10 protein-coding genes are annotated in these 20,514 nt (G+C 64.4%); 3 read left to right on the top strand and 7 right to left on the bottom strand.

The annotated features are described in order from the left end of the window. Window positions 1–15 precede the first annotated feature (15 nt). The 3 genes from Q0071_RS01495 (at window position 16) to Q0071_RS01485 (ending at window position 9,565) form a co-directional block, all read left to right on the top strand. Complete coding sequence (locus Q0071_RS01495) at window positions 16–5,640, top strand: hypothetical protein (protein ID WP_298164502.1); 5,625 nt, start codon at window positions 16–18, stop codon at window positions 5,638–5,640. Between the two features lie 5 nt (window positions 5,641–5,645). Beyond that, window positions 5,646–8,816: a CHAT domain-containing protein gene (locus Q0071_RS01490; protein ID WP_298164499.1), complete on the top strand. Its 3,171-nt coding sequence runs from the start codon at window positions 5,646–5,648 to the stop codon at window positions 8,814–8,816. 62 nt (window positions 8,817–8,878) lie between these two features. Further along, a complete protein-coding gene (locus Q0071_RS01485; RefSeq protein WP_298164496.1) occupies window positions 8,879–9,565 on the top strand; it encodes a hypothetical protein in 687 nt (228 codons plus the stop codon). Window positions 9,566–9,568: 3 nt separating this feature from the next. Here Q0071_RS01485 and Q0071_RS01480 read toward each other — a convergent pair whose 3' ends face one another. The 7 genes from Q0071_RS01480 to tssI all read right to left on the bottom strand — a co-directional run bounded on the left by Q0071_RS01480 (window position 9,569) and on the right by tssI (window position 20,488). After that, complete coding sequence (locus tag Q0071_RS01480; RefSeq protein WP_298164493.1) at window positions 9,569–10,165, bottom strand: hypothetical protein; 597 nt, start codon at window positions 10,163–10,165, stop codon at window positions 9,569–9,571. A 90-nt stretch (window positions 10,166–10,255) separates the two neighbouring features. Next, a complete protein-coding gene (gene tssM / locus Q0071_RS01475; RefSeq protein ID WP_298164491.1) occupies window positions 10,256–13,702 on the bottom strand; it encodes a type VI secretion system membrane subunit TssM in 3,447 nt (1,148 codons plus the stop codon). 13 nt (window positions 13,703–13,715) lie between these two features. Beyond that, a complete protein-coding gene (gene icmH / locus Q0071_RS01470) occupies window positions 13,716–15,131 on the bottom strand; it encodes a type IVB secretion system protein IcmH/DotU (RefSeq protein WP_298164488.1) in 1,416 nt (471 codons plus the stop codon). Then, complete coding sequence (tssK, locus tag Q0071_RS01465) at window positions 15,128–16,471, bottom strand: type VI secretion system baseplate subunit TssK (protein WP_298164486.1); 1,344 nt, start codon at window positions 16,469–16,471, stop codon at window positions 15,128–15,130. Before tssK ends, icmH begins: the two co-directional genes overlap by 4 nt. Before the next feature lie 25 nt (window positions 16,472–16,496). Next, window positions 16,497–17,999: a type VI secretion system-associated FHA domain protein TagH gene (tagH, locus tag Q0071_RS01460; RefSeq protein ID WP_298164484.1), complete on the bottom strand. Its 1,503-nt coding sequence runs from the start codon at window positions 17,997–17,999 to the stop codon at window positions 16,497–16,499. A gap of 3 nt (window positions 18,000–18,002) precedes the next feature. Next, window positions 18,003–18,629, bottom strand: coding sequence for a hypothetical protein (locus tag Q0071_RS01455; RefSeq protein WP_298164482.1), 627 nt, complete (start codon window positions 18,627–18,629; stop codon window positions 18,003–18,005). Beyond that, window positions 18,629–20,488, bottom strand: a complete 1,860-nt coding sequence (gene tssI, locus Q0071_RS01450) for a type VI secretion system tip protein TssI/VgrG (protein ID WP_298164480.1) — start codon at window positions 20,486–20,488, stop codon at window positions 18,629–18,631. The genes Q0071_RS01455 and tssI overlap by 1 nt, the downstream gene beginning before the upstream one ends. Window positions 20,489–20,514: the final 26 nt, after the last annotated feature.

Raw genomic sequence — 20,514 nt, 5'->3', positions numbered from 1 at the left:
GGCAGCGCCGGGGCCGTGGCCGGCCTATCCTTCACCACCCCCGATGCCGCCGCGCTGGCCGGTGCCAATGTCGTGCGCATCAAGGCCGGATCAGTCGGCACGCCGGGAACGGCTTCCAATGCGCTGATTGCGGGTGACGTCAACTCTGGCACCTTTACCGCCAATGCTGCCGCTGGCGACATTCGCCTTCGCAACATCACGGCCACAGGCAATCTCAGCGCCGCAGCAACGCTCGGCTCGGTCACGGGCGTTGCCGATGGGTACACCCCAACCTCTGCAAGCAATATCGTCGATGCCAATGGCAAGACTGTCCTGATCGATGTGGGCAGCGGGGCGTTCGGAACTATCAATGGCGGTCTGGTAAAGACTGTGACCAGCGGCGCGACCGTGCTGCGGATCAACAAGGTCAATGCAGGGACGATTGACCTTGCGGCCAGCAACACACTCGACGTCGGCACGATCATTGCCAGCGGGCAGGTCGATCTCGCCACCACCGGCGGCACGGCAGCGACCGGCACAACGCTGGAGATCAACGCTCCGGCAACAAAGCTGGCGGAAGGCTTCGGCGCGGCAACGCTAACGGCAAAGCCCGCCGATGCACTGATCACGGTCAACGCCGTGCAGGGCATTGCGCAGCTGGGCACGCTCACCGCCGGCACCGGCGCAGACCCCGATCCGGCAACGGGTGCAGCGGGTCAGATCACCGTCAACGCCCGGGCACTGACCATCGCCAACGCCATTGCAAAGGACGGCGGCATCACCGCAACCGCCAGCGACGGCCTGCTCCAGGTCGGCACCGGTACGGCAAAGCAACTGATCGCGCTGACCAAGCAGAACCTCGATGGCATCAGCACCGGATCGGACACGACCACTGATCTGCTGCGCGCCACCAACCTCACCAGCACCGCCGGTTCGATCCAGTTGCTGAGCGACACCTCGGTCGATGTGACCACGAAGGCTCAGACCGCCATCGATCTCAAGATCAGCGCGGCCAAGGCTATCGGGATCACGACAGGTGTGGCCACCACCGGTTCGATCGGCATGCTGGCCGGTGGCTCGGTCTCCGCCACCACGCTGATTGCTGGTACCGACATCGGGATACAGGGCGGGACTTCCGGCGCATCCCCGGCGACCAACGTGACGATCACATCGGCCACTGCCGGGGATGACATCGACGTTGCCGCGCTTAACGGTAATCTTTCGCTGACTGTCGCCAACGCCAAGGGAACCGGCCCGCGAGGCAGCCGCGTGCGGTTGGCCGGTCTGCCGGGCACCAGCGCCCTGGTGGAAGTGGTTTCCGGCGAAGTCGATGACGAGCTTGGCAAGTCGACGATCCGGCTGCGGTCGGCAACGGGTGACGTGACCTCGGCGACCAATCTCACGGCTGCGGATGGCAACATCATCGCAACCGCGTTCCGTGACGTCTCGATCACCAAGGGTTCCGCCACCGGCGGCAATATCTTTGGCAGCGCTGGCCGCGATGCCAACCTCGTGACCGGAAATGCCAGCGGCTCGATCGGCCTGCTGGCCGGCGGCGCCGTCACCGGCACTGCGCTCGTTGCCGGTGTCGATATCAGGGCACAGGGCGGAACGGCCGGTGCCCTTCCGTCGACGCCCGTTGCCATCACGTCTGCCACGGCCGGCGATGACATCGACCTCGTCGCAATCAACGGTGACGTCAGCCTTGCGACCGGTCTTTCGAAGAACACGTCCGGCGCGCGGGGTACTTCGGTTACCTTCGGCACGCCCGGCGCGGCAGGATCAGTCGCTGTCGCAAGCGGCGAAGATGCGGCGCTGAGCCAGTCGACAATCAGCCTGCGTTCGGTGACGGGCGACGTGATTTCGACCACGAACCTCTCGACAACAGACGGCGATATCATCGCCACCGCGTTCCGCGACGTGTCGATCACGAGGGCTTCGGCCACCGGCGGCAATATCTTCGGAAGCGCTGGCCGCGATGCAAGTCTCGTAACGGGCAACGCAAGCGGCTCGATCGGCCTGCTGGCAGGCGCAACCGCCACCGGTGGCACGCTCAATGCCGGTGTCGATATTGCCGCGCTGGCCGGCACGGGTGTGAACATCACGTCCGGGACGGCTGGCGACGACATCGATCTCAGGGCCACGACAGGCAATGTCAGCCTGACGACCGGCCGTTCGACCAACGCCGAAGGCGCGCGGGGGACTTCGGTTACCTTCGGTACGCCCGGAGCGGCTGGGTCAGTCGCGGTCGCAAGCGGCGAGGACGCGCAACTCACCGCCTCAACAATCCGGATGCGTTCGGTGGCGGGCGACGTGACTTCGACCGCGAACCTTTCGACAGCAGAGGGCGATATCATCGCCACCGCGTTCCGCGACGTGTCGATCACCAGAGGTTCTGCCACCGGCGGCAATATCTTCGGCAGCGCTGGCCGCGATGCAACCCTCGTGACCGGCAATGCGAGCGGCTCGATCGGCCTGCTGGCAGGCGCAACCGTCACCGGCGGCACGCTCAACGCCGGTGTCGATATTGCCGCGCTAGGCGGCACGGGTGTGAGCATCACGTCCGGGACGGCTGGGGATGATATCGACCTGCAGGCAACGACAGCCAATGTCAGCCTGACGACCGGCCGTTCGACCAACGCGGCAGGCGCGCGGGGGACTTCGGTTACCTTCGGTACGCCCGGAGCGGCAGGTTCGGTCAAGGTTGACAGCGGAGAGCTGCAAGCACTCTTGCTCTCCTCGATCAACCTTCGCGCGCTTTCGGGCGATGTCGTTTCAACCACCAGCCTCACCACCAGCGCCGGCGATATCGTCGCCAGCGCCTCTCGCGATGTCAGGCTGACCAGCGCGACCGCGACGGGCGGCAATCTCTTTGGCAGCGCGGGCCGGGATGTGAATGTTGCAACGGGTAACGCGACCGGCTCGATTGGCCTCCTGGCTGCCAACACCGTCACCGGTGGCACCCTCATAGCGGGCGTCGATGTTGCGGCGAAGGCCGGAAACGGCGTGACAATTACCTCGGCGACGGCAGGTGATGACATCGACCTGCTGACCGACGCGGGCAATATTAACCTCACGACGGGCCTCTCGAATGGCGTGATCGCTTCGCGCGGAAGCTCGGTTTCGTTCGCAACGCCGGGCGCTGTGGGTTCGGTCACGGTTGCCAACAGCGAGCCGGCTGAGCTTGCATTGTCCACCATCCGGCTGCGGGCGGCGACCGGCAACGTGACCTCGACCAACAGCCTTGCGACCTCGCGAGGCAATATCGTCGCAACAGCATCGCGTGACATCACCTTTGCCACGGCACGCGCAACCGGCGGCAATCTGCTCGCCAGCACGGGCCGCAATGTGGGCGTTACGACCGGCAATGCCACGGGCTCGATCGGCCTGCTGGCGGGCGGCACGGTCACCGCCGGCACGCTTGGCGCTGGTGTCGATGTCGCGGCGAAGGCCGGAACGGGCATCGCCATCACCTCGGCCACGGCCGGTGACGATATCGATCTGCTGGCCGACACGGGAACTGTAAGCCTCGCCACCGGACTTTCGAACGGGGTAGCTGGCGCGCGCGGGACTTCGGTGACCTTCGGCACGCCAGGTGCAGTAGGATCCGTCGCGGTCGCAAGCGGCGAAGACAGCCAGCTTGCCAAATCGACAATCCGGCTGCGGGCCGCAGCGGGCGACGTGACCTCGGCCACAAGCCTGACCACAACCGACGGCGACGTGTCAGCAGCCGCATCGCGTGACATCACCTTTGCCACGGCACGCGCAACGGGCGGCAATCTGCTTGCCAGTGCAGGCCGCAATGTGGGCGTTACGACCGGCAATGCCACGGGCTCGGTCGGCCTGCTGGCGGGCGGCACGGTCACCGCCGGCACGCTTGGCGCTGGTGTCGATGTCGCGGCGAAGGCCGGAACGGGCATCGCCATCACCTCGGCCACGGCCGGGGACGATATCGATCTGCTGGCCAACGCAGGTGGTGTCAGCCTCGCCACCGGACTTTCGAACGGCCTAGCTGGCGCGCGCGGGACTTCGGTGACCTTCGGCACGCCAGGTGCGGTAGGTTCCGTCGGGGTCGCAAGCGGCGAAGACAGCCAGCTTGCCAAATCGACGATCCGGCTTCGGGCAGCAGCGGGCGACGTGACTTCGGCCACAAGCCTGACCACAACCGACGGCGACGTCATCGCCAACGCGGCGCTCAAGGTCACACTGGGCAAGGTCAACGCCGCTGGCGGTTCAGTTGCCTCGCTCACCGGGAGCGAGTTCAGGGCGGATACGATCACCGCAAGCGAAGACGTTGCAGTGGCCACGAAGGGCAACCTTACCGTTACCACCTCGCTGGCGGCAGGCGATGATATCTCGCTCTCGGCTGTGGATACCGTCACCATTGGCAGCGGCGGCGCTTCCATCAAGGGAACCGCTACCGGCGCCAACACCCGGAGCGCGAAGTTGACCCTGTCCGACGCCGGGAAGCTTCCGGGCGTGCAGTTTGGTGCCGAAACCGGCACGACTGGTAACGCGATCACCGTCGAAGGATCGGATGTTGCGATCAATGGCACCATCAACGCCCTCACCGGCACGATCCTGCTGCGCAACACGGGCACTGGTAGCGTCAGCGTGGGCGATGTCGACAGCGGTTCGACCGCCAAGTTCAAAGTCGACAACGCCGAGTTCGGCCGCCTTGCTGCTGGCAGCGTGATCGTCGATAGCGGCAACAAGGCGCTCGAGATCGGTACGCTCGACGTGTCCGAGGCGACAGGCAAGGTCGCAACCCGCCTGCTCGGCACCGGCAACGAAATTAAGATCACCGGTGTTGTTACCGTCAAGGGCACGGGCGCGCGAACACTCCAGATCGGTGGTCAGGTTGGCGATCCTGGCAAGGCTGATACCCTCGCCAGCCAGATCCTGATGGTCACCAATGGCGCAAAGCAGCCAAAGATCCTCGGTCCCTCGGCAACGATCGACCTGCGCGGCGAGAAGATCCTGTTTGGAACACAGGCCCTGTCAACCAACATCCTCGGCAATAGCGATGCAGAAGTTGCGCTCAAGGTCGCGTCGGCGGACTCGCTGATCTATACGGACTTCACGGCTCTCCCGGTCGGCGTTTTCATGACCGCCAAGGACATGAAGATCAGCTACAAGAACTTTGCAGTTTTCCAGAATACGCGGGTTTCCTCATCAAACGGCGTGGAAATCAACAGCACCGCAAACGGCCTGCCCAACCAGTCCGAGCTCGCGCTCCAGTTGTTCAGCACCGGAGACAGCCCGGCGGCGAACAGTTTCGCGATGTTCGGTGTGGTCAACAACTTCAGGTTGAACACAGCCGCGCTGCTGACCAACAAGGTCATCCAGCTTTCCGAACCGAAGGACACCAGCAACACCTCGCGCATCAACCGCAGCAACTCACGCATCAACGGCTGTGTGATCGGTGCACCAGACAAGGGCTGCCTCACCACGGACGTGGCCCAGCCCAAGTTCAACTTCTACGACGAACGCAAGGTTGCGCTGTTTGATGCGGACAACTCCGCGACCATTGCGGTCAGTCCGCTGATCGGCCGCGGCAATGATGGTCTCATCGTCGACGTGGCGAACGCGCCCGTAGACATCGACTCCATCGAGTGCCGCCCCGACGACAGCACCTGCACTGCAAACAAAGGCAATTGAGCACCATGCCGATCCGCACCATGCCCCAGTCGCGCGCCCAGAGTGCCAAGGCTGCGCTTTTCACCGCCAGTGCGCTGGCTTCGCTGATACTTGCCCCCACAGCGGTCCACGCGGCCCCTGGACCGGAACGCTTTGCCGTCGGAACCAATGCAAACGGGGACAGCTGTTCCGCAGCACGGAAGTGGGGGAAGGACGCCTCTGGCCTTCAGTACAGCGCCGATCAGCCTTATCTGATCACCTGCCGGGATATCGCAGCGGCCGACATTCAGGGTTACATCAGCCCGCTGGGCAAGCCTGCAGACACCGGTCAATGCGGCGCCGCGCTGTCCGTCTCGCTCACCGGCATCGGACCGGCAGAGATCCGGCGCTGCTTCGATGCGACGCTCGGGCGCACCGCGATCGATATCCGCTTCGCCGCCAAGGATGGGCGGATCTGGCAAGGCGCTTCGCTGGAATCGGCCACCGGCACGATGGAAGCGGTTCTGCGGGTGGTTGCACTCGGCGCGGCCCCGCCGCCGGCCAACCAGTCACAGAAGGCCACTTTCGATCTGGCATCCGTACCCGCCGGCAGCACGACCACAGGCAGCGGCGGGACACAGGCCCTGACCGCCGACGCGGCGCTGGCTGATGGCGTCGTAGCGTTGCAGACCGGCCGCCTGCTCGATGCCTCCCGCACGCTGACCGATGCGCTGCGCGCCTTTGCATCGGCCGACATCTCGACCCGGATCGACTTGCGGCTCGCGTCTGGCCTTGCCAATTCCAATCTCAGCCAGTTCGAACTCGCGCAAGGCGATTTCGCCATGGCCTCGGCCCTGCTGGAACAGGCCCCGCCCTCGCCCCGGCGTGACCAGCAGATGCTGCAAGTCAGCATCTACAAGGGGCTCGACCTGATCAACCAGCATGCCTGGTCCGATGCGATCGCAGCGCTGACGCAGAACAAGAAGACCGATGGCACGCTGGATGATCCGATCACGCTCAGCCGCCTGAACGATGAGTCGGCCCGCTCGGGTTACAACCTGCAATCCGAACTCAGCGATCAGAACCAGCTGACCCGGTCGCTGCTCGAGGCCCAGCGCTTCAATGCGCTAAGCACGGCCTACCTTGGTTCTAACCGGATCGATGAGGCCGACCAGGCGCTCAAGATCGCAGTCAAGGCCGCACAGATTGTGGTGGCGCGCTATGCGCCCGACAATATCGTCTGGCTGCGGACCATGGTAGAGCGCCAGCGCGCCCGTATCCTGATGCGCCGCGGCGGACCCGGTGCGGCGAGCCAGGCGCTGGTCCATCTCAACTGCGCGGTGAACGCCCTCAGTGGCAGCGTGACTGGTGGCGGGTGCCTGTTCCCGGATGCGAAGCCCGTCAGCGACACCTTCCAGAACGCGCCGCTGCTCGCGGATACGCGGCTGGAACGCGCCAGCATCGCCTCGCGGGATCCGTCCATCAGCCCGCAGCAAGTGCTGGCCAACTACCGCGCGGCCGTGGAATCGCTGCCACAGCTGACCGGCACAGGCTATGTCTCGCTCGCGGCGCTGGAGCGGTACTTCGTGCTGCTGACCAAGGCGGACGCCTCGCCCACGCGGGACGAAGAATTCTTCAGTGCCATGCAGATGGTCGGTGAACCCGCCATCGCACGCGAATACACGCAGCTACAGAAGGTCATTTCCGCCGACGACAAGATCGCCGGGCTCCTGCGCAAGAGTGCCTTGCTCAATCGTCAGTTGGTTCGTCTCCGGACCGAGATCGCGAATATCGGGGTCACGTCCGGGCCAGAGTTCGATGCGCTCGAAAAGGAGCGGCAGGGCGCTGAAAACGAGCGCGAAAGCATCAACAGTCAGCTGCTTTCGGACAACCGCATCGGTGCTCTTCAGGACGAAGCCGCCACAATCGCCGAAATCCGCGAGGCGCTTGCCCCCGGTGAGGTTTACCTCAAAATCGCGCTGCTCAAGAACGAGATGGCCGGGATCGTCATCGCAAAGGACAAGACCTGGATCTACATGGTCGATGGCGGCGCCGCCAAGACCGAGAAGCTTGCCGATGCCGTTCTGACAAGCGCGCGCGTCGACGAAGCGACCCGGACAATCCGGCCGTTCCAGGTCAGCAAGGCTTCGAAGCTCTTCCAGGCAATCACCGGCCCTGCGGCCAGCGCCGTTGCTGCCGCACAGCGCATCAATTACAACCCGGCAGGCAAGCTGCGCCAGCTTCCTCTCGCGGTTCTGGTGAGCGATCCAGCCTCGGCCGCAGTCTATGAGGGCCAGCGCGCAAAGGGCGATTACTCGAAGGTGGCCTTCCTTTCGCGCACCACCGAATCCGATATCGCGCTTTCCCCGCGTGCGTTCCTGCGCACGCGCAAGGAAGTTACCCCGTCGAACGCACCGGGGAAGTTCCTTGGCATCGGCGAGAATGCCATGCCCGAAGCGGCAACCGCCATGGCGGCAGATAGCAAGATGCCGTTCGATTGCTCGATCTCTTATGGCACCTGGGCGCGGTATCTCGGCCAGATCACCCCGATCAGCTCGCGCGAGATCGGACTTGCAGCCGCCGCGCTGGGCGCCGACAATCCGCCGGAGATCATCCGCGGTGCATTCACGGATACGAACCTGCTCAACGGCACTGGCGGGGCGCAGCTCGACCAGTATCAGGTTCTCCATTTTGCCACCCACGGCCTGCCGGAAACGCAAGTGGACCTGCCGCAGTGCCGGCTGCACCTGCCCCCCGCCCTGCTGACGACGCTCGCCGCCCCTTCGGCAAACGGGCAGGTACTCTCGGACGGGATGCTCTCGTTCGACGAAGTGGCCAAGCTCAACCTCAACGCCAACCTTGTCGTGCTCTCCGCGTGCGACACCGGCGCAGGTGCCAGCACGCAGACCGCGCTCAAGGCGGGTGTCGAAAGCTCTTCGCCGGCGCTCGATGGTCTGGTCCGCTCGTTCATCACTGCGCGCGCGCGCGCCGTGCTTGCCACCTTCTGGGCCGTGCCGGTGCTCAAGGAAACCGATGAGCTGATGGCCCGGTTCTACAGCGAAGGCCGCACCGCCGGCATGGCGAAGTCCCTGCGCGTGGCGCAGGTCCAGATGATCGACACGCGCCGCTATTCGCACCCCTATTACTGGGGCGCCTACTTCTTGGTGGGCGATGGCGGGAAGACGATGCTGACGCCGGTGGCGGTGGCACAAAAGTAATTGCACTGAACCTGACTACCAAGTGACGACGCTGCGCTGCTGCGCGGTATGGAGACGTGAGAATGCCGGAATCGCTTAACCTGACACTCGCGCGGATGGCGCAGGATATCTACGGATCGACCTCGGCGATGACCGGTGAGTGGACGTTGCAAAGGCGCATGGAAGACGGCAACTTTCTCGCCGGGCTTTATGTGCCCACGCAGCGAGGCCGGCCTCCGGTAATCTCGTTCCGCGGATCGGCAAACTGGCAGGATTGGGTGATCGCTGATGCCGGCGGCATCGGGCTGAGCCTCAATGCTTTTGCGATGAAACTCAACACGGCGGTCGATTTCACCTCTCGCATGAAGGTGTCGTTCCCGAACTTGTGGTTGACCGGCCATTCGCTGGGCGGTGCGTTCGTGCAGCTTGTCGCGGCCATCTGCGAGGTGCCGGGGATGACCTTCAACGCACCCGGCGTGCTGAACCTGCTCAATCAGATGTCATCCAATCCGCTGGTCAGCGCGATCGGCGGCATCGGGGGCGGCGTGCTGAGTGTGAGCACCCTGGGCTTTACCAACCTTCTCAACATGGCAGCTGCGGCCAGCAACGACGCGGCATTCTCACCCATTCAGAACTTTCGCGGGGAATGGGATCCGGTCAGCCAGGTTGGCCGCCATGTCGGTGCCGAGGTGCAGACAATCCGGGTCGCTTCGATCGCGCCGCACCCGCACTCGATGGTGCCGATCATTCGTGCACTGGAATCGCGCTGACGATCAGATCGTCGCGGTCGTCAGGTACTTCGCCAGGCGCTCCCGTCCAGCGTAAGGCGCGTTCTCTGCCACCGAGACACTCCAGCCCGCTGCCGTGGCGGCGATGCAATCGCCCGAGACGACCGCCGCGATCAGGAAGTCGTGCCGTCCGGTCAGAATGAACTGCGGGCCGCCACCGCCCATCGGATACTCTTCTTTCGGGTTGTCGCCCTTGTGCTCGATCACCGGGTAGATCTTCACGATCCGCTCGCTGCCCGTGAGGTTGCGCGGGTCCCTGGCCAAGTCCTCCAGCATTCTCGCCACGCTGTTGGAGCCGTATTCCTGCAACATACGTGTATGCACTCTCACCCGTAGCTGGTCTTGCTCGGGATCCTTCAGCGGTGCGCCCTCACGACCGCCTGAGCGCAGCGTCAATCCACCGAACTCGACGTGGTTGGCCCGGATCGGCTCGATCAGCAGCCCGATGGCATAGCCAAGCGAGAGGCGCCCCTTCTGGTAGCCCAGTGCTTGCTCGATCAATGCCGGCGCCCGCGCACCGACCCAATTGAGGCGGCTGATACATCCACCGCTTGAAATCCGCTGTCCGGGAACCAATGCCACCGCCGCCTCTCCTCCGATCAGCCCGCGCTGTGCCTGTTCTGGCGTTGGTCAGCGCGCGAAAGCTTCAAGACACAAGCATCCCGGCCGCACCTAAAGCGCCGGTTTCGCCCCCGATGGTGCACTGATCGAGGGGCAACCGACCTTCACGAACGGATCGACCACAAACGGATTGGCACCCGCCAGCGTGCGGATGCGGAAATCGAAGCGCGCGCCGCCCTGGGTCAGACTGCCCTCCCCGATAACCGGCGAGGCACCAGCTTTGATCGCGGCCACTTTCGCCATACGAAAAACGGCCCAAGGGCCGTTCCAGGTCCGCTGTGCGGGGGCTCCTCCCGTTATGGCAAAGATGACGGAAGCCCCCCCGGCGCCGGGCCAGTCGAACGACATCGGCACCGCCATCTTGCCATCGTAGCGCAAGGTTTGGCCATCGATCTGCAAGGTCACGTTGTCCGCACCTGATAAAGCCACCGGCTCTATCTGATAGGACAAATGCGGGTTCGTCGGGTCCGCCCCGAAGAACATGTGCGTCACGGTGTCCGCTGCCTGCATCGCGCTGACCGTGGAGGCGGTCAGTCCGATCTCGCTGGCATTGGCCTTGGGGCTCCAGTTGGGCGGTGTTCGATCCAGATAGCCGCTGAGTTCGGTGTTCACGAAGTTTGCGAACAGGCCTTGCGGCGCGAAGAACCGCGCGAAGTCCGGCACGGCAAGATCGCTCGCCGATCCGGGCATCACCGGGTAGGCGCGCGCCAGGCCGTTGGCGCAGGCCTCGCCAAAGCTGCCGCTCATCGCTGCGCCCATCTGCGCAAGGCGGGCTCCGCCCAGCGCCACATTGGCGTCGCTCGCTACGGCCTTGGCCCAGATGGACGCCGGCGCGGGCATCGAATTGCCTGTCTGGTCAAGCTGCAGGATCGCCGCCTTGGCATCCATGCTCTGCTGCGAGCCCGTCTCCCCGCCGCCACCGGGCAAGACCGCGATCACGTTCAGCTTGTCGGCTAGCTGGTTCATCGATTGCAGCCAGGCATCGAGCGGAGCGCCATCGCCCTTGCCCACGAACATGCGCAGTTGCAGGAAGGCATCGACCACCGGCTGCCGCCCGCCGGCAGCGCCTGCCGGCATGGCGCCGCTTGCCCCGCTGAGACCCACGGACTGGCCAATTGCATCCGCCAATCTGCCGGATGCCTGCGCGACAGCCGCGCTCGGGGTCATGTCGGTGACCTTGGCGATGGCGACGAGCAGCGGCTTGATCGGCGAGAGCGGGCCGCCGCCATCACGCAGGCGCTGCACGTTCTCGCCCAGCGAGTTGACCGGCTTGACCTTGATGGACGACATGAAGGACTGCCAGCGATCAAGAAATTCGGCAAAGTAGAGCCGTTCGAGATCGGCCTTCAGCCCGACCAGTTCAGCCGCCGACATCTTGGCGGTGCCGGTATCGCCGACAACCCACTTTTCCTCCTCAAGCAGCGACGCACCCTTGGCGACGATCGGCACGAAGATCTTGTCATAGCCACTGCGCGTGAACAGCGAGGGCACGCCAGCGCCGGTCGCGAAACCGCCGCTCATCTCGAAAAACACCTCGGGGCGCGGTCCGGCATTGTCGCGCGCGGTCCACATCCCCGCACCCTGCTCCATGGCCTTGCTCTTGAGGCGGCCATAGACGCGAACCGCCGCCGGCTGCGCGCGCAGCACCGTTCGCGCGGTTTCGACCCGGGCCGCGTCGATGGTCTGCGGCGCGAAGTTGCCGTCGAACATGGCCTTGGTGTGCCGGGCGAGTTCCCCCGCCTGGCTGTCGGCATTGCCGCCCCCGCGCGCGAGCCATGCGGGCTGCACCCAGGCGACAACGTGTTCGCCCATGGCAGGCCCCTGGCCGCCGAGGATCAGATAGGATTTGAGATCGTCGTAGAGCGCGCTGGGATTGCTCGTGTCCGCCGTCAGGCGCTGCTCCGCCAGGCCGACGAGGATCGGGGTGAGCCGCCGCTTGAGATCGCGGCCATAGATGCCGCCGAGTTCGGCGGAAAGCCGCCCGCCCTGCCCCAGCCCGAGCCCGAAGTCGCTCGCTGCGGCCATATCGCTCGTCGCGCTGCCCAGTATGCCGAGCGCGGCGACATCCTCGTCCACGCCGCCGCCGCCGTTGGCCCGCACATTGCCATAGGCTTCGGCGGTGGCGAACACGCGGTCGATCAGGGCGAGATTGCGGAAATAGCCCCAGGTCCAGATCCCGCAGCACACCACGAGCAGCGCAACAGATGCCGCGACGGCAAAGCTATAATTGCGGGCGGACCGCTTCTCTGCCAGCGGGTTCCGGCCCGCGAGACCCTGTTCAGGGATCAGCAGGTCAGAGAAGAACCGCTTGAGGAAATAGCTGCGCCCTGTGCCCACCGCATAAGCCGAATGGGTCGTGGGGGCGCCCACGCTCATCAGGATCCGGTCGACGGGATTGCCGGTCTGCACTGAAGACGCAAAGTACACCCCGCGCACCCGGGCGGCATCGTCGAAGCGGCTCTTCTGGCCAAGCGCATCGAGCAGGCGGGCAATCGGCTCCTGCAGCGAGGCAAGCTGCGAGGGGAAGCTTGCGATCTGGGCCCTGAGGTGCATCTGCGGCTCGTTCTGCATCCGCTCGACCACCTTGGCGGCGACCGAATTGACGAGGCCTTCGAAGCCCTGCATGACCGAGGCGTTGTCCAGTGTGTCGCCGATGGCGGTTGCACCGAACACCTGTTCGGCCTCGCTATCGGTGCTCGATCGGAAGTATTCGCGGAAGCCGGCGAGGAGATCGGCCTTGGTCACCAGCAGGTAGACCGGCAGGTTCAACCCCAGTTCCTTGCCGATTTCAGCGAGCCGCGCGCGGATGTGGCGGGCGTGTTCCGCCATTTTCGCAGGATCAACGAAATCGGGTGCCGGCACCGCCACGATCACGCCGTTCAACGGCTGGAGCGGACGGTGCTTCTGCAAGAGCTCCAGAAACGACTTCCAACCCGCGGCATCCGCGCTCGCATCGTCGTCCTGCGTGACATACCGGCCGGCGGTGTCGATCAGCACCGCTTCGTCGGTGAACCACCAGTCGCAGTTCGGCGTCTTGGGCTGCCCCCGCAAGGCGCGGTATTCACCCGCGACAGCGGTCGGAAAATCCAGCCCGCAATTGAGCAAGGCAGTGGTCTTGCCCGCGCCTGATGGACCGATGATCGCATACCAGGGCAGCTGATAGGCATAGGCGCCGCGCGTGCCGACTTTTGTCGACTTGAGCATATCGAGCGCTTCGGAGAGCTTGGCGGCAATCTCGTCGCGATCGGTGGCGCCGGGATCAGGCTTGAGCGCCTCCATCATCTCGGCGTTCTTGGCCTTCTCACCCCTTCGGGCCAGCAGCCACAACGCGCCCACCACGATCAGCGGAAGCAGAGCAAAGAACAGTGCCACCGGCCACCAACCGAACGGCCGGAAGCCCGCAATGGAAACCAGCGGACCGACAAAGAAAATCAGCAGGCCGATCGCCAGCGCGCCAACCACGCGCCAGAACCAGCGATTGCGAAACAGCGCTTTCATGACCGCAGTCTCCTTACCGCCAGTTGATATCGTTGCCGACGCGCAGTTCGACGCGGCGATTGCGCGTGCGACCCTCGTCGGTGGCATTGTCACCGATCGGCTGGGTCGATCCGAAACCGGCGATGGACATCCGGGAAGCGTCCGTCAGCCCTGCCCCTTCGATCGCCTGCGCGACGGACCGCGCCCGTGCTTCCGACAGTTCCTGATTGGACGGGAACTGCAACGAATGGATCGCCTGATCGTCGGTATGGCCCTCCACCTTGATCGGGCCCTTGGTCAGGTTCGCAGCCTGCGCAAGGTGATCGAAGGTATCGCTCCACGAACTGGAAGCATCGGCCTGCGCCGAACCGAACAAGCCCTGGTTATGGAGCCGGATCACGATCTCGTTGCCCTCGCGCGTCAGTTCAAGCCGTCCGGCAGCCACATCCGGGCGGAGGATATCCTGAAACTTCTCATAGAGCGGCGTTTCGGCCTGTGCGGGCGGCGGCGGTGGCGGCGCGACGGTCGCCTTGCCGACCGCGCGGTCGACAGCCTCGATCGCCGAGGTCGCGCGGCTCGACAAGTGCAGCAGCAGGGCGGCAAAGATCATCAGCCCGAGCACGCCGAGCCCGGCAAGCACAGCCCAGAGCGGGATCACTGCGCTGAACCGGCCGGACGCGGCGGTGGCGCCGCGCCACTGGGGCGAAATCTCGCCGGTAGGGGCTGCGCGCTGGCGCTGCACCAGCGCGGCAAGTCCCGCCCGCCGCTGTGTCAGCAGGTTCTGTCCGCGAGGATCAAGTGCGGCACGTCCCTCGAAGCCGAGTGCGAGGCACTGGTATAGCAGTTCGATGAGGCGCGGTTCGCTGCTGGGATCGCGCTCCATCTGTTCGGCAAACTGGAACATGCGGTCACCACCGCGCGCGTCCTTGTGATAGACGACCAGCAAGCTCTGGGTGGACCACTGGCTCGCCCCGCCCCATGGCGTGGACATCACCGCATCATCGATGAACGCGCACAGGATGTAGTGCGCTAGCTGCACCGACTTGGGCTCCAGTCCCAGGGCACGGGCGCGCTTGATGAAGGCATCCAGCTCCGCGACGGTTGTCCGGCGCAGCGATTCAAGGTCCGGCCCGACGGCCAGGCCCTTGATGTGATTGGCCAGCAGGATCAGGCGGCCTGCAGCCGCCACGACAGGTTCCGGCCCGTGCAGCACCGGCTCGCCGGGCGCGAATTCGATGCGTCCGCCGCCTTGCGGCGGCATGCCGGTGGGTGTCGGCGGCGATGCAGGCGGCGCGCCCCAGCCCTGTGGAGGAGGCGTTGCAGGTGCGCCAGCAGGCGTGACCGGACGGCCGGGTGGTGAGGCCTGCGGCACACCTTGTGCCGGCGGCGTAGCGGAAGGTTGTCCGCCTGGCCGGAAAACGGTTGCGTCGTCGCCGTCTTCACCGCTCATTGCTGTTGTCCTCGGATAGCCCACATTTCGAGCTCAAGCCCCGGGATTTCGCCCGCCACATGCAGCGCGACGGCCCCGGATGTACGTACAGCCTGCCACTGTTCATGGCGGGTGTTGATGGTGAAATAGACCGTGTTGGCCCGGAACGGGATCTGGCGCGGTTCCGCCGCCATCGGGAACAGGTCTGCCCCCGGAAGGTGGCGATTGACCAGATCGCGGATATGCTCGACCGACCCGATCTTCGTGAGCCGCGGCATGCCCGCGCGCAATTGCTCGGTATCCACACCGGCGCGAACGGCCAGCAGGAACGTGGCGGAGGTAAAGAGCGAACGATCCTCGATCTGCCCGACCTGAATGCCGAACCCGCGCGGCACGAGCGGGATGGCCCTTGCGATCGGATCGATCACCATGCTCAACGACCGGCGAAGATCGGCAATCACCGCATCAAAGCACACGCGCTGCTGGCGGTGGGCGTAGAGCGGCATGAACTGCGGCCGGTTCGATGTCTGCGTGAAGGTCGAAAGTTCGCCCGCAAGGGCGCACAACATGCCGTAGAAATCGGCGGGATGGATCACCGGCATGGCAGAGAGATGCTTGAGCATCGCCTCGCTCCGGTTGGCCACCATCAGCCAGAGAAAATCGGTGATGTCGGCCACGGCCTTGGCGCCGGGCGTACCCAAGCGTCCTGCAATCGCCTCGGCCCGCTGGTGCAGCATGCCTTCCAGCTCGCTCATGAAGCCGCTCAGTACCGGACTGGCAGAGACCGCCGCGCAGCACGGAATGAAGCCTGCATCGAGCATGATGCTGTCATCCGCGCGGCGTTCGATCACGCGCGCGATCGGCAGGGTCGTATAGCCGTCCAACCCTTCGGATTCGGTCCGCAGCGAAAGTTGCAGACGCCCGACGTTGATCGGCACCCGCGAACTGCCGCCATAGATCGTATCGACCGCCTCGAACTCTTCGGCGACGAAACGCGTTTCGGTCTGTGCGCTGCGGTCCAGCGCGACATCGGCCACGCCCGCGCGGCTTTCCGGGATGCACAAGTGCACAACCTCGTCGCGCACATCGCGCATGATTTCCAGCGGCATCGGCGCCGCCGCTTGCTCCGGAATGCGAAACGGCGTGCCGTCCTCGAACACGCCAGAACAGCGGTTGATCATCAGTTTACCGGTCTTGAGCGCCCCTTCGCCGAGCTCGATCTGCAGCACGCCATAGCCATGCGCGACCAGCGGCGCGATCCGCGCTTCCAGCTGTGCGCCCGCGAAACGTTCGTACTGCTGGAAGTGCTGCGGCCGGAGAAACATGCCCTCCGACCACACCGGCTTGTTTTCCCACGTCACGCGATCCTACCCCCTTCGCGGCGTCTCACCGTACAGACTTCGTGAACTTCTCGTAGCCTTCGCGAAAGGCCGAACCCATGACTCCATTCGCATTCGACGTCGCGTCCTTGCGGAGGTTCTCATAGATCGTGACATAGATCGACCATCGATCTGTGCGCCGCGAAAAAAGACCCTTCTTGTCGCCTTCGGCAGCGGCCACCAGCTTTTCCATCTCGGCCGGCGAAAGCCGGGAGAAGACCGTGGTCAGCGCATTCTGCACGCCCGCCAGCATGGCCATCTGATGCCGCTTGATATCCTCGAAGGCGGTGCGCAGCGCCTCCTCTCCGTCCATGAAGCCCGGCAGCGGATTGCCCAGCACCACCTTTGCCGCCTCGAACGCCGGCAAGTGCTTGAGCGGGTTGTTGCGGCCGCCGCTCATCTGGGTGCGCTCCACCCGGAACTCATCCTTGAACGTCGCGCGATCCTGCAGAATGTCGCACAACGCGAGCAGCACCTGCCGGTAGAACACCCCGAGGCGGAACATCGCGTCCGGTGGCAGCTTGAGCTCTTCCGGGCTGAACCCGGCCCCTTCGTAAAAGGCTGCCCAGTTTGCGGAACCACTTGGGCCGGCAGGTGCCGATGGCGGCGGCGGTGAAACAGCAGGCGGGGGAGGCGCAGCGATCGGAGCAAAAGGCGCCTCGGGCTGCGATTCCTCGCCCAGCGGCGGAAGCGCGCCGAACGGCGCATCGAGGCCCGCGAAGGGATTCGAGACACCCGGCTCGATGGGGGAAAGAGGAGGCGGCGGCGGCGGGCGGCCCCCTTGCGGAGAAAACGCGAAATCCGGGATCGGCAAGCCATCCCCGACGCCGTTGCCCGGATTGGCCCAGTCATCGGGGATAGCCAGGCTGCTGGAAAACGGATCGACTTCGGCCATGATCGGCCGCGCCTCGTAGGCCTGACCGAATGGCTCACCAAAGCCGAAGTTGCCCATCGGGGGAAGCGGATCCGGCGGCGGCGGTGCGGCGGGACTGCCGCCCAGTCCGCCCGGCCCCGCGAGAAAATCATGGACCTCGCTGCCGAAGTTCAAGCCGCCATCGCCAAACTTGCTGCCGCCCATGTCTCCCAGAAACGGATTGGCCTCACCAGCGCCCCAGATATCGTCCCCTGCGGTGCTGGCCTGCGGCAACGGTGCCATTGGCGGCGGCGTCATGGACATCGTCCGTGCTGCCTCGGGCGTGCTCACGGCAATGACGAAGTCATTGATGATGAGGCGGTCACCGGGGCGGATCGCCACGGGTTGGGCCGGAAGGATCCGCTGCCCCGGCGTGTTGAGCGCAACGCCGTTCTTGCTGGTATCCGTGACGAACAGGTCGATCCCCAGCGCCGCGATCACGCAGTGCTCGCGCGAGACGAAGCCCTGCTCGTCAGGCAGCACAAGATCGGCGGATTTCTTGCTCCGCCCCACGATGAGCTGCCCCGCATCGAGCTGGCGTTTGTCGAGGTAGCTGCCTGGCGGATCATTCAGGCGCGATACGATCAAAGTCCACATGGCTTATCGCCCTGGAGGCGGCAATTGAGCCACGCGATCACGCAAGGCCGCCTGCGCATCCACCCCGTTGCCACCGGCAAGCAATGCCATGCCCAGCGGCAGGAAATCGGCAAACCCGATCCGGCCTTGCAGGGCCGGGTCCGTTGCCAGCAACTTGAGGGCGATGCGCGTCGCCACGCCGGCAAGGTGAGGAGCAGGTGGCACTGCCTGCAATCCGCGCGGAGCGATCGACCGGCCCGACCAGAATGCTGCCGTCGCCACCCATGATGGCGCAAAATCGCGGTTGGTGGCTTCCGCAGCCTCCCCGGCAGCTTCCGCATCGGCGGCACTGCCAGATTGCACCCAGCGCTCGGCCGCAACCAACGCGGCCAGATCAGCACGACGTGCATCAAGGTTCGGCAGGATTCTTGCGGCCATGCAGCCCCACCACACCGCATGCCGGTGCGGCAGGATCAAAACGAGCGAATGGATCGCATCCCGCGCATTGCCACTATCGATGAGGGCTTGCACCAGCTGTTCGGGGTGGCCGATCTCGGCGAGCATGGCGCGCCCTTCAGGCTCCAGGTCTGCCTTGGCCTCAAGTTCGGCTCGCTGAAAGCGCAGCGGAATTGAGATGGGTGAACTCGACATCAGTTGATCATCACCATGCCGCCCTTGACGGTCAGAATGCCATCGGCCTTGACCTCGCCCAAGGGCCCGGAAATCGAGAATTGCGCCCCGCCTTGCATCTCCACCTTGGTCTCGGCCTTGATCGTGATTTTCAGCGCCTTGATCTCAATCCCGTCCGGCTTGAGCGTGATGGTCGAACTTCCGACCTTAAGCTGAATCTCGGCCTTTGATTCCAAAAGGTTTTTCTGCTGGACGGTGATGGTTCGCGTCTGATCGACGTCCACCGTTTCCTTGCCTTTGACCTTGCGCACGCGATCGCGCTGCACTTCAAGGGTCTGGTCGCGCTTTACCGTGCCCCAATCGTCCTGATCGATCTCACGGCGGTAATCACGCCCGGTGTAGAGCTTGATTTCCTCCGAGCCGCTCTTGTCCTCGAAATAGAGCTCCTGCTTGATCCCGCCATTCTTCTCGGTAACAGACCGCCAGCCCGACTGTGTCACCTTGCTGGCCGGATCGAACGGATAGGCCTGCGATGGGGTATACATGCAGCCGGTAATGATCGGCAGGTCAGGATTGCCATAGAGAAAATCGACAATCACGCGCGCGCCGATGCGCGGAAAGAACTGTGCGCCATGCGTGGAATGCGACCATTGCTGCTGCACCGGCAGCCAAACCACCGGGTCGAACTTGCCATCATTCCTTGAATTGGAAATCGCGACCGGTACGCGCCATTCCTTGTCGACCTTGATCTCGCCCGCCGTGGCGCCATCAAAAGCAACAACCCCTAGAAGCGGCCCGGGTGCCAGCCGCTGCGGCACATTCACCGGAGGGCGATATCGCTGCGAGGATGCGATCGCGCTGAACCGATTGCGATATGTGGCCTGCTGGTCGTCGCCGAACATCCATGGATCGCGCGCCGAATGCACAACTGTGGTAAACACCACCCAGCTCGGCGCCAGACCGTCCGCTCCCTTGAGTTCGGCCCGACCGCCGGCCGTTATGCTGTGCTCGAAAGAGCTTCCCTCGATGAAGCTCGCAGCTTGGTCGTGATGTTCATCGGTTGCCCCCGCGCGGCTCGAGATATCCTGCGCATTCAACGCCTCGAACCCGATCGTCTCATGCTCGTGGGTGTAGACAGCGCCCCACTGAAGGCTGGTGGTCGACTGCGAGGTAAACGGGCTATCCAGCTTGTTCACATTGAACGACACATGCTTCGATTTGCTGGGCAAAGCCGAAAAACAGCTCTCCAGAACGTCGACATGACCGATGGGACTGTTGCTGACGAATTCCAGCGGGCTGCCGTCGATCTCGAGGTAATCGGCCGTTTTGTTGGTCACGATCATCTTGTGGCGGAACGGCCCCGAGTTGCGATCGTATGCGAAGAAATACATGATGCCGTCCTGCGCGAGCAGCCGCGCAAGGAAATCGATCTCGCTTTCGTCGTAGCGCACCGCATAGCCGCGCTTGGGCGGAGCAGGCTGCAACGAGACGGTCTTCACCAGTCCGGTCACATCGGTGCACATCGCCTCGAAGATATCTTTGCTGCTCTTGTCCTGAATGAACTGTGTGGCTTTGGCGTATGACAAGGCGTGGTACGCGGGCCGGACCGAGACGAAGATACGCCCCACGTCACCATCGACAACGCGGCGTGCCGCATAGATGCGCCCGGCAAAGACCCGCGCATTGCCCATGCCCGGGTCGATATCAAACTCGGCGAGTTTGCCAATCCATTGCGAAAGGTTCGGCGAGGCATTCGTGACGAGTTCGAGCCGATAATCGAACGGCTGCGAGATCTCCTCACGCCCCTCGAAACCCAGAAGCGAGTAATCGTTGATCGCCGCATCAGCAAGGACGCGAAGATTGAGAAGGTGTTTACCCATCGCTGGCCTGCGGCAGAATACCGGTC

The organism is Novosphingobium sp., from assembly GCF_027486195.1.
Lineage (GTDB): Bacteria > Pseudomonadota > Alphaproteobacteria > Sphingomonadales > Sphingomonadaceae > Novosphingobium.
Note: the sequence above shows the minus strand (reverse complement) of the source record. Positions and strands in the feature narration are given on the sequence as shown.